At 69.6% G+C, this 11,337-nt stretch carries 1 protein-coding gene; it reads right to left on the reverse strand.

The window, feature by feature from the left end; all coding sequences use genetic code 11:
• A partial coding sequence (locus AC3WL2_RS25640) for an amino acid adenylation domain-containing protein (RefSeq protein WP_492574596.1) occupies positions 1-11,337 on the reverse strand: 11,337 nt, incomplete at both ends.

Genomic DNA, 11,337 nt, shown 5'->3' on the forward strand with positions numbered 1-11,337 from the left:
TGGAGCCGGAGGTGTACATGATGTACGCCGCGCTGCCGGCGTCCACCGCCAGGCCCAGCGGCGCAGCCGCATAGGTGCTCAGGTCGAGCCGGTCGAGTTCGACCCGGCGCACCGCCGCCACTTCGGGCTGATCGCTGTGGGTCAGCAGCAGCGCCGCCCCGCTGTCGCCGACCATGAACGCCTGGCGTTCGACCGGGGCATTGCCGTCCAGCGGCACGAACACCGCCGCGCACTTGCTCACCGCCAGCTGGGCCGCCAGCAGGTCGAAGGAGCGTGGCAGCAACAAGGCCACGCGATCACCGGCACGCACGCCCAGTTCCAGCAGATACCCGGCCAGCCGATTGGCCTGCCGGTCGATGGCCTGGTAACTCCAGCGCCTTGTGCCATGGGCCACCGCCAGCGCATCCGGGTTGGCCTTGGCCTGCGCCTCGAACAACACATGCACGGGCAGATCACGTGGGTAGTCGCGCCCGATGGCGTTGAATTGGCGCAGCACCCGCTCGCGCTCGGCTGCCGGCAAGCCATGCAGCCGGCTCAGTGGCGTTGCCGGGGTATCCGTCAATGCCTCGACCAAGCGAGCCAGGGCCTCCTGCAACAGCTGGCAGACCAAGCCGCCGTCCACGGCCGACACCGCTTGCACTGTCAGGGCGAACCCATCCCCCAGGTCGTCGACGCTGACCACCAGCGGGTAGTTGCTGCGCTCATGGGCGGCCAGCAGTTCGATCCCCTGCCAGGCCTGGGCCTGCTCCGTGCCGCCAGCCGCGCTGTGGCGGTAGTTCAGCAGGCTGGTGAACAGTGCCTGCGAGGCCGGTACGCCGCTGCAGCGCTGGGCCAGTGCCAGGGAGGCCTGTTCATGGGCCAGCAGGCGCGCCAGGCGCTGGTGGGTCAGGCGCACGCCTGCGACCACGTCCATGTCGCCCACGCTGACCCGCAACGGCAGGGTGTTGATGAACATGCCCAGCGCCCGTTCGGCACCCTCGCCACCTTGCAGGCGGCCGAGCAGCACGGTGCCGAACACCACCTCCTCACGGCCGGACAGCTGCGCCAGCACCTGGCCCCAGGCCTGGTGCACCAGGCTGGCGACACTGATCCCCAGCGCCCGCGCCTGACCGCGCAAGCGTTGCGCCAGGCTGTCGTCCAGGTACTGGCGATGGTCGAGCACATGGCTGCCATCGCCCAGCGCGTCACGCAGGCCGAACACCTCGGTCGGTTCGTCGATATCGCCCAGCAGCTCGCGGAACATTGCCTCCTGCGCCTGATTGTCATCGCGCAGTCGCGCATGGGCCACATAGTTGCGGTACGGCACGCTGTCGCCCTGAGGCTCGCGGCCCAGCAGCACATCGCCGACCTCCGCCACCAGCAGCTCCATGGCGGCATGGTCGAGGAGGATATGGTGCAGCAGCAGGGTTGCCTGCAATCGACCATGCTCCACACTGCTGCTCAGGTGCATCAAGGGTGCGCGCCCCAGGTCCAGGCGCACGCTGTCCAGTGCTGGCTGGATGTCCAGGCGCGCTTGGCGCCAGACCACCTGCACGGCCTCATCGAGCCCCTGCCAGTGCACGCTGGTGCGCAGGATGTCGTGACGGGCGATGACCTGGTTCAGCGCGGAAACGAAGGCGTCCAGCTCGGCCTGGCCGGCGAAGACGAAGCCCAGTTGCAGCACATAGGGATCGACCTCGGCGCTGGCCAGGTGGTGGTAGAGAATGCCCTGCTGCAACGGCGCCAGGGCATAGAGGTCCTGGACATTTGCCGCGCCGCCGGGGATCTGCCGCACGACCTGGTCGAGCGCCGCCTGGTCCAGTTTCGCCAGTGGCAGCATATCGACAGTGATGCGCTGACAATCGGCCGGAATGCGGTTGGCCGGCACCTCCACCACCACTTCGCCACCCACCGCCGCCGCCAGCGCCGCCAGGGTCGGCTGGCCGAACAGCACCCGCACATCCGCCGCGAGGCCCGCCTGGCGCATGCGCGCGGTCAGGGTAACGGCCAGCAGCGAGTGGCCGCCGAGCTCGAAGAAGTTGTCGTGGCGACCGACCGGTTCGACACCCAGCAACTCACGCCAGAGTTGCGCCAACAGGGTCTCGACCTCGCCTTGCGGCGCCTCGTAGACCTGCTGCGTCGCCTCTGGCTGCGGCAGCGCCTTGCGGTCCAGCTTGCCGTTGGGGCTCAGCGGCAGCGCCTCGAGGTAGGTGAATGAGGCTGGCACCATGAACTCCGGCAATTGGCCGAGCAGTGCCGCGCGCAAGGCCTCCGGCGCCTGCCGGGCGCCGGTGTAGTAGGCCAGCAGGCGCTGGTCGCGGGCCAGCACCACGGCTTCCTTGACCCCGTCGACGCGGGTCAGGCAGGCCTGGATCTCGCCCAGCTCGATGCGCAGGCCGCGCAGCTTCACCTGGTCGTCGTTGCGCCCGAGGTACTCCAGGTTGCCGTCGGGCAGATGCCGGGCCAGGTCGCCCGTGCGGTACAGGCGACCACCGGCCTGGCTGGCGAACCGATCGTCGAGGAAGCGCTCGGCAGTCAGTTGCTCGCGGTTGAGGTAGCCACGCGCCACCTGCACGCCGCCGATATACAGCTCGCCGGCCACGCCCCGCGGCACGGGCTGGCCGTGGGCATCGAGCACGTACAGCGTGGTATTGGCGATCGGCTTGCCGATCGGCGTGTTGTCCGGCGCCGTCACACAGTGCCAGGCGCTGACGTCCACCGCCGCTTCGGTCGGGCCGTACAGGTTGTGCAGCTCGACCGTCGGCAGCTGTGCCTGGAAGCGCCGCACCAGGCTGCCGGGCAAGGCTTCGCCGCTGCACAGCACGCGCTTGAGGCGGTGCGGCAGGACATCGCCATGGGCGAGGAACACATCGAGCATCGACGGCACGAAGTGCAAGGTGCTGACCTGCTCGGCGCGGATCACCTCGCGCAGGTACTCGGGGTCGCGGTGCCCGCCAGGGCGCGCCATCACCAGGCGTGCCCCGGTCTGCAGCGGCCAGAGGAACTCCCACACCGACACGTCGAAACTGAATGGGGTCTTCTGCAGTACCACGTCGTCAGCGCCCAGGCGATAGGCGTCCTGCATCCACAGCAGGCGGTTGACCACTGCGGCGTGCTCGTTCATCACCCCCTTGGGCAGGCCGGTGGAACCGGAGGTGTAGATCACGTAGGCCAGGTGGCGCGGGGTCAACCCGGCCACCTGTGGCGCCTGTGCCGGTTGCTCCAGCCAGGTCGGCAGGTCGAGGTCGATCACCGGCACCGCGCCGGCCGCCGGCACATGGCGTGTGGCGGCGTGCACCAGCACCGCCAGCGGGGCACTGTCGCCGAGCATGTGCCGGATGCGCTCGGCCGGGTACTCCGGGTCCACCGGCACATAGGCGCCGCCGGCCTTGAGGGTGGCCAGCAGGCCGACCACCATCGCCAGGCCCCGCTCGACGCAGATCGCCACCCGGTCGTCGGGCTTCACGCCCAGGGCGATCAGGTGATGGGCCAGGCGGTTGGCCTGTTCATCCAGCTGGCGATAGCTCAGCTCGCCCTCCCCTGCCTTTACCGCCACGGCATCAGGGGTGCGCCGCACCTGGGCCTCGATCATTCCGTGCAGGGTCTGGTCGAGGTCGTAGGCCTGGGTCGTGTCGTTGAAAGCGCCCAGCACCTGGTGCCGTTCATCGGCGCTCAGCACGGGCAGGCGCTGCAGTTGCTCCTCGGGGTGCTGTTCAAGCGCCAGCAGCAGACCGTCGAGCACCTGCAGCATCTGCGTGCAGACTCTTTGCGCGCCAACCTGGGCAGACACCTGCACGCCCAGGCGCAGGCCGTCGCCGAAATCATCCACGTTCAGGCTCAGCGGATAGTTGGTGCGCCCCTCGCTGCCCAGCGCCTCGATACCTTCCCAGGCTTGCGCCTGCGGCGCGGCCCGGCTGCTCTGGCGGTAGTTGAGCAAGGCGCTGAACAGCGGCAGCGGCGCCGCCACCTGGCTGCAGCGCTGGGCCAGGGCCAGCGAGGCGTGCTCGTGGAGCAACAGCGCCGAAAGCTCGCGGTGCGTGGCCAGCACGCCTTCGCGCACGCCGAGCTCACCCAGGTCGACCCGCAGCGGCAAGGTATTGATGAACATGCCCAACGCCCGTTCGCTGCCCTCGCCGCCCTGCAGACGGCCCAACAGCACGGTACCGAATACCACCTGGTCCTTGCCGCAGGCACTGCCCAGCAGGCGCGCCCAGGCCAGGTGCACCAGGCTCGCGGTGCTCACCCCCAGCTGGCGAGCCTGGTCACGCAGGCGGCCATAGCGGGCCCCCTCGAACTCGACCTCGGCCTCATCGAGCGCCAGCCCTTCGCCTTGTACCTCGCGCAGGCCGAACGGCAGGCTCGGCTCGTCGATATCGCCCAGGCGGGCGCGGAAGAACGCTTCATGCTCGGCCTCGCTGACGCCCTGGCGCGCCTGCACCACATAGTTGCGGTACGGCACCGACGGTGGCAGCGGCTCGTCGTGGCCCGACAGATAGCCGCGCAGCTCGGCCTGCACCGCCTGCATGGCGATGTGGTCGAGCACGATATGGTGGAACTGCAGCACCGCCTCGATCCGCTGGCTGCCCGGCACGGTGCGGTGCAGCAGCCTGATCAGCGGCGCCTGGCCCAGGTCCAGGCGTGCCAGGTGCTGCGCGTCGAGCGGCGCCAGTTGCAGCGGCGCCTGGCGCCAGACCACTTGCACCGGTTGCGCCAGGCCGTCCCAGAGCACCGCGGTGCGCAGGATGTCATGCCGGGCGATGACCTGCTCCAGGGCCTGGGCGAACGCCTGCAAGCGCGCCGGGCTGTCGAAGCGCAATTGCGCGCGCAAGGCGTACGGATCCGCGTCCGCGCTGCTCAGGTGCAGGTAGAGGATGCCTTCCTGCAACGGTGCCAGCGGGTAGATGTCCTGCACGTTGGCCGCGCCGCCCGGCACCGTGGCGATGATACGGTCGATGGCGGCCTGCTCCAGCGCCACCAACGGCAGCATGTCCGGGGTGATACGGGTGCAATCGGCCGGGATCAGGTTGGCCGCAACCGGCACCTGGCGGCTGTGCCCCAGGGTGGTTGCCAGCGCCGCCACCGTCGGCTGGCCGAACAGCGTGCGCACATCGGCTTGCAGGCCGGCCTGGCGCAGCCGCGCGGTCAGGCTCACGGCCAGCAGCGAATGGCCGCCCAGTTCGAAGAAGTTGTCGTGACGCCCTACCCGCTCGACACCCAGCAACTGCGCCCAGATTTCGGCCAGCAGGGTTTCCGTCTCGCCCTGTGGCGCTTCGTAGCCGCCCGCCTGCAGATCCGGCAGCGGCAGTGCCTTGCGCTGCAGCTTGCCGTTCGGGGTCAGTGGCCAGCTGTCGAGATGGATGAACAGCGCCGGCACCATGTACTCCGGCAGCTGTGCCAGCAAGGCCCGGCGCAGCGCGTCGGCCTGTTGTGGTTCACCCCGGTGATAGGCGACCAGGCGCGCACCGCTGTGCGGATGCGCGTGCACCAGCACCAGCGCCTCACGCACACCCGCGATCCGGTTCAGGCAGGCCTCGATCTCGCCCGGTTCGATGCGCAGGCCGCGCAGTTTGATCTGGTGGTCGGTGCGGCCGAGGAACTCCAGTACGCCGTCGGGACGCTGGCGCACCAGGTCGCCGCTGCGGTACAAGCGGTCACCTGCCACGAACGGGCTGGCGATGAAACGCTCGGCCTGTTGCTCCGGCAAGCCCAGGTAGCCCCGCGTCACCCCGGCCCCGCCGATGTGCAACTGACCGGCAACGCCGAACGGCACCGGTTGGTCATGCGCATCCAGCACATACAAGCGGGTGTTGTCGATCGGCCGGCCTATCGGCAATGCACCCGTCGGCAACGGATCCCGCGCTTCCAGGGTCCAGACGCTGCAATCCACCGTGGTCTCGGTGGGGCCATAGACGTTGTGCAGGCGCACCTGCGGCAAGCGCTCGCGTACCTGGCGGGCCAGGGCTTCGGTGAGCTCGCCACCACCGCAGACGATGTCGGTGAGGCTGGCGCAGGCGGCGCTGGCGTCCTCGTCGAGGAACTGCTGCAGCAAGGCCGGTACGAACTGCACGACGCCGACTTGTTGCCGCTCAATCAGCTCGGCCAGGTACTGCGGATCGCGCTGACCATCCGGGCGTGCCAATACCAGGCGCAACCCGCTGCACAGCGGCCAGAACAGCTCCCACACCGAGGCGTCGAAGCTCACCGGGGTCTTGTGCAGCACCGCGCCTTCGCTCGGGAACAGCCCGGCGCTCCAGTGCACCAGGTTGACCACGTTGCGGTGCTCGACCATCACCCCCTTGGGCACGCCAGTAGAGCCGGAGGTGTAGATCACATAGGCCAGGTGCTGCGAGGTCAGGCCAGGCACCTGCGGATTGCTGCCCGGCAGATCGTCCCACGTCGGCTGATCGAGGTCGACCAATGTCGCCGACGAACTCACCAGGGCGCGGGTGGCCTGTTGCACCAGCAACGCCCGCGGTTGGCTGTCGGCGAGCATGTGGCCGAGGCGCTCGGCCGGATAGTCCGGGTCGAGCGGCACGTAGGCGCCACCGGCCTTGAGGATCGCCAGCAGGCCGACCAGCAGCGGCAGGCCGCGCTCGACGCAGATCGCCACCCGGTCGTCGGGTTTCACACCCAGCGCGATCAGGTGGTGAGCCAGGCGGTTGGCCTGGGCGTTGAGCTCACGGTAGCTCAGTTGCCCCGCTTCAGCGTGCACGGCAATCGCTTCGGGGGCGCGTGCGGCCTGCCGCTCGAACAGCGCCTGGATCGGCTGCTCGGAATCATTGGCCCGCGCCGTGGCGTTGCAGCCCTGCAACAGGTAGGCGCGTTCCTCGTCCTGCAGCACCGGCAGTTGCAGCACCGTCTGCCCGGCTTGCGCCTCCAGGCCTTCGACCAACGCCAGCAGTACCTGCCGCAGCTGCCCGCAGACCCGCTGGGCGCCAACCGTCGCCGGGGTCATGGCCACCAGGCGGAACCCTTGGCCCATGTCGTCCACGCTGAGGCTCAGCGGGTAGTTGCTGCGCTCCTGGCCGTCGAGGAACTCGATGCCCTGCCAGTCAAGGCGCCGGGCCTCGCTGGCCTCCTGGCCGTGGCGGTAGTTGAGCATGGCGCTGAACAGCGGCGCCGGCGCCGGTACGCCGCTGCAACGCTGGGCCAGGGCCAGCGACGCATGTTCGTGGGCGAGCAAGGCGCTCAGGCGCTGCTGGGTATGGCGCACCGCCTCGGGCAGGGCCGCGCCCTGCAGGTCCAGGCGCAGCGGCAGGGTGTTGATGAACATGCCCAGCGCCCGCTCGGCGCCCTCGCCGGCCTCCAGCCGGCCCAGCAGCACGGTGCCGAACACCACGCTGTCGCGGCCGCTGGTGGCGGCCAGCAGGCGGGCGAAGGCCAGGTGGAACAGGCTCGCGGGGCTGCTGCCCAGTTGCCGGGCCTGCTGGCGCAGGCGCGCGGCCAAGGTCTCGTCCAGCCACAGCTGGGCTTCCTCGATAGCCTGGCCATCGCCCTGCACGTCGCTCAGGCCGTAGGGCAGCGTCGGCTCGTCGATATCGCCCAGCAGCTCGCGGAAGAACGCTTCGTGCTCGGCCTGGCTGACGCCCAGGCGCGCCTGGGCCACGTAGTTGCGGTAAGGCACCGGGGCCTGCAGCGGTGCCGTGGTGCCTTGCAGGTAGCCCAGCAGTTCCGCGCCGATGATCTCCAGGGCGGTGTGGTCGAGGACGATATGGTGAAACTGCAGCAGTGCCTCGACCCGCTGGCTGCCGGCATCGGCGCTGTACAGCAGGCGAATCAGCGGTGCCTGGCTCAGGTCCAGGCGTTGCAGGTCCTGCCCTTCGAGCGGTGCGACCAGCAGCGGCGCCTCGCGCCAGACCACCTGCAGCGGTTGCGCCAGGCCCTCCCAGAGCACGGCGGTACGCAGCACATCGTGGCGTGCGATGGCCTGGCGCAACGCAGCGGCGAAGGCCTCGAGCCGCGCCAGGCTGTCGAAGGCCATGGGCGACTGCAGCACATAGGGGTCGTGCTGCGGCGAACTGAGGTGGTGGTAGAGGATGCCCTCCTGCAACGGCGCCAGCGGGTAGATATCCTGCACGTTGACCGCGCCGCCCGGCACCGTGGCGACGATGCGTTCGATGGCGGCCGGTTCCAGTTCCACCAGTGGCAGCATGTCCGGGGTGATCTGGGTGCAGCCGGCCGGGATCCGGTTGGCCGGGACCTCGAGCTGACGGCCCTGGCCCAGGGTCGCCGCCAGCGCCGCCACCGTCGGCTGGCCGAACAAGGTGCGTACGTCGGCCTGCAGGCCGGCCTGGCGCAGGCGCGCGGTGAGCGTCACCGCCAGCAGCGAGTGGCCGCCGAGTTCGAAGAAGTTGTCGTGGCGACCGACCTGCTCGATACCCAGCACTTCGGCCCAGATCGCGGCTATTGCCACCTCGCAAGCACCGGTCGGCGCGACATAGGCGTGGCGAACCAGGGCCGAGGGATCGGGATCCGGCAGCGCCTTGCGATCCAGCTTGCCGTGGCTGGTCAGTGGCAGTGCGTCCAGGCGGACCAAGGCCTGCGGCAGCAGATGCGCCGGCAGGCTGGCCTGCAAGCCCTCGCGCAGGCGCTCGATATCGACCGTTGCCGCTTCGGTGAACCACGCCAGCAGGCGCTCGTCGCGCACCAGCACCACGGCATCGGCGATGCCCGGCTGGGCCTTGAGCGCGGCCTCGATCTCGCCCAGCTCGACCCGCACACCGCGGATCTTCACCTGGTCGTCGTTGCGCCCCTGGTACTCCAGGGTGCCGTCGGCGTTCCAGCGCACCAGGTCGCCGCTGCGGTACATCCGGCCAGCGGCGAACGGGTCGTCGAGGAAACGCTCGGCGGTGAGGTCGGGGCGGTTGAAGTAGCCACGGGCGACCTGCGCGCCACCGATGTACAGCTCGCCGGTCACGCCGACCGGCACCGGCTGGCGCTGCGCATCCAGCACATAGACGCGGGTATTGGCGGTCGGCTTGCCGATATGCAGCGCGCCACCCGGCTGAAGTTGACCGGACGTCGCGACCACCGTGGTCTCGGTCGGGCCGTAGTTGTTGACCAGCACGAAGCCCGGATCGCGGTCGAACTGGCGCAGGCGGTCGCCGCCCACCAGCAAGGTGCGCAGGGTCGGGTGCTGGCGTTCGCGGCGCAGTGCCTGCTCGGCCACCGGGGTCGGCAGGAAGCTGACCTGCAGCGGCTGCTGCAGCCACCAGTCGAGCAGTTCGTCCACGTGCTCGCCGCCAATCTGCGCCGGCGGCAGGTGCAGCACCGCCCCGGCGCACAGCGCCGGCCAGGCCTCCCAGGCCATGGCGTCGAAGCCGAAGCCGGCGACGCTGGAGGTGTGGCTGCCGGCGCCCAGGTCGAAGGCCTGGCAATGCCAGTGGACCAGGTTGGCCAGGGTGCGGTGCTCGACCATCACCCCCTTGGGCTGGCCGGTGGAACCGGAGGTGTAGATCACATAGGCCAGCTGATGCTCGTCCAGGCCCTGGACAACCGGATTGTCATCGGCCTGGTCCAGCCAGTCATCGCCATCCAGCGCCACCTTGGCCACCGCGCCCACCAGCGACTCAGTGCTCGATTCGACCAGCACCAGCGTCGGCGCACTGTCACTGAGCAGATAGGCAATACGCTCCGCCGGATAGCCCGGATCGACCGGCACATAGGCCGCGCCGGCCTTGAGCACGGCCAGCATCGCCACCAGCCGCTGCGGACCGCGCGGCAGGCACAGCGCCACGCGGTCGCCCAGTGCCACGCCACGCTTGATCAGGTAGTGGGCCAGGCGATTGGCGCGCTGGTTCAGCTCGCCATGGCTCAGGCTCACCTCGCCCTGCACCACGGCCAGCGCCTCGGGCGCCTGGGCCTCGACCAGCGCATGCACGGTGTGCCCTTGCGGATAATTGACGGCAGTGGCGTTGAAGCCCTCCACCACCTGGCGCAAAGCCTCGTCATCCAGCATCGGCAGATGATCGAGTCCCTGGCCCGGCGCCAGCTCCAGCGCCTGCAACAGTTGGCCTAGCGTATTGACCATCCACGTGCCGACCTGCGCCGCAGGCAATCCCTCGGCGGCCAGCACGCTCAGCGAGAAACCCTCGCCCAGGTCATCGACGCTCAGGGTCAACGGGTAGTTGCTGCGCTCCTCGCCGCCCAGCAGGCGCACACCCTGCCAGATACCTTCACCGTCCCGGGCCGCCTCGGCGCTGTGCCGGTAGTTGAGCAAGGCACTGAACAACGGTGCCGAAGCCTCCACGCCGCTGCAACGCTGGGCCAGCGCCAAGGGCGCATGCTCGTGACCGAGCAGGGCCGACAAGCGCTGATGAGTGACGCGCACGGCCTGCTCCACCGGCAGCGCGGTGTCCACTCGCAATGGCAGGGTGTTGATGAACATGCCCAGGGCGCGGTCGGCGCCCTCGCCGGCTTGCAGGCGGCCCATCAATACGGTGCCGAACACCACATCGCGACGCCCTGCCAGCACGCCCACCACCCGCGCCCAGGCCAGGTGCACCAGGCTCGCGGCGCTGACGCCACGCTGCCGGGCCTGCTCGCGCAGGCCTTGGGCCAGGGCGTCAGGCAGCATCAGGGCGGCATGCTCGACCCGCCCGCCATCGCCCTGCACATCGGCCAGGCCAAAGGGCAGGGTCGGTTCTTCGACATCCCCCAACTGGGCGCGGAAGAACGCCTCATGGCTGGCCTGATCGTCGCCCAGGCAGACCTGGGCGACATAATTGCGATACGGCACCGCGGCAGGCAGCGTGGCGCCACGCCCGTCCAGCAGCACCTGCATCTCCTCGCCGACCACGGCCATGGCGGCGTGGTCGAGGGTCAGGTGGTGGAACTGCAACAGCGCCACCCACTCGCCCTGGCGCGGATCCTCGGCATAGACCAGTCGCAGCAAGGGTGCCCGGGTCAGGTCCAGACGCTGCTGGCGGGCATCGAAACGCGCCAGCAACTGCTCGATCACGGACTCCTCACCCAGGCCGGTGACTTCGCTGAGCGCCAGGTTGGCCTGGCGCCAGACCACCTGCACCGGCTCCGCCAGGCCTTCCCAGACCACCGAAGTGCGCAGGATGTCGTGGCGGTCGATGACCTGTTGCAAGGCCGCTGCCCAGCTACGCAGGCGCTCGAGGCTGTCAAAGGCCAGACGCGACTGCAGCAGGTACGGATCGCCCTGCTCGGCGCTCAGGTGGTGATAAAGGATGCCCGCCTGCAACGGTGCCAGCGGGTAGATCTCCTGCACGTTGGCGGCGCCGCCCGGCACGCCGGCGACGATGCGGTCGATGCGGGCCTGGTCCAGTTCGATCAGGCTGAGCATCTCTGGGGTGATCCGGGTCGCATCGTGGGGGACACGGTTCTCGGGTA

The sequence above is a fragment of the Pseudomonas sp. FW305-96 genome, assembly GCF_058783825.1.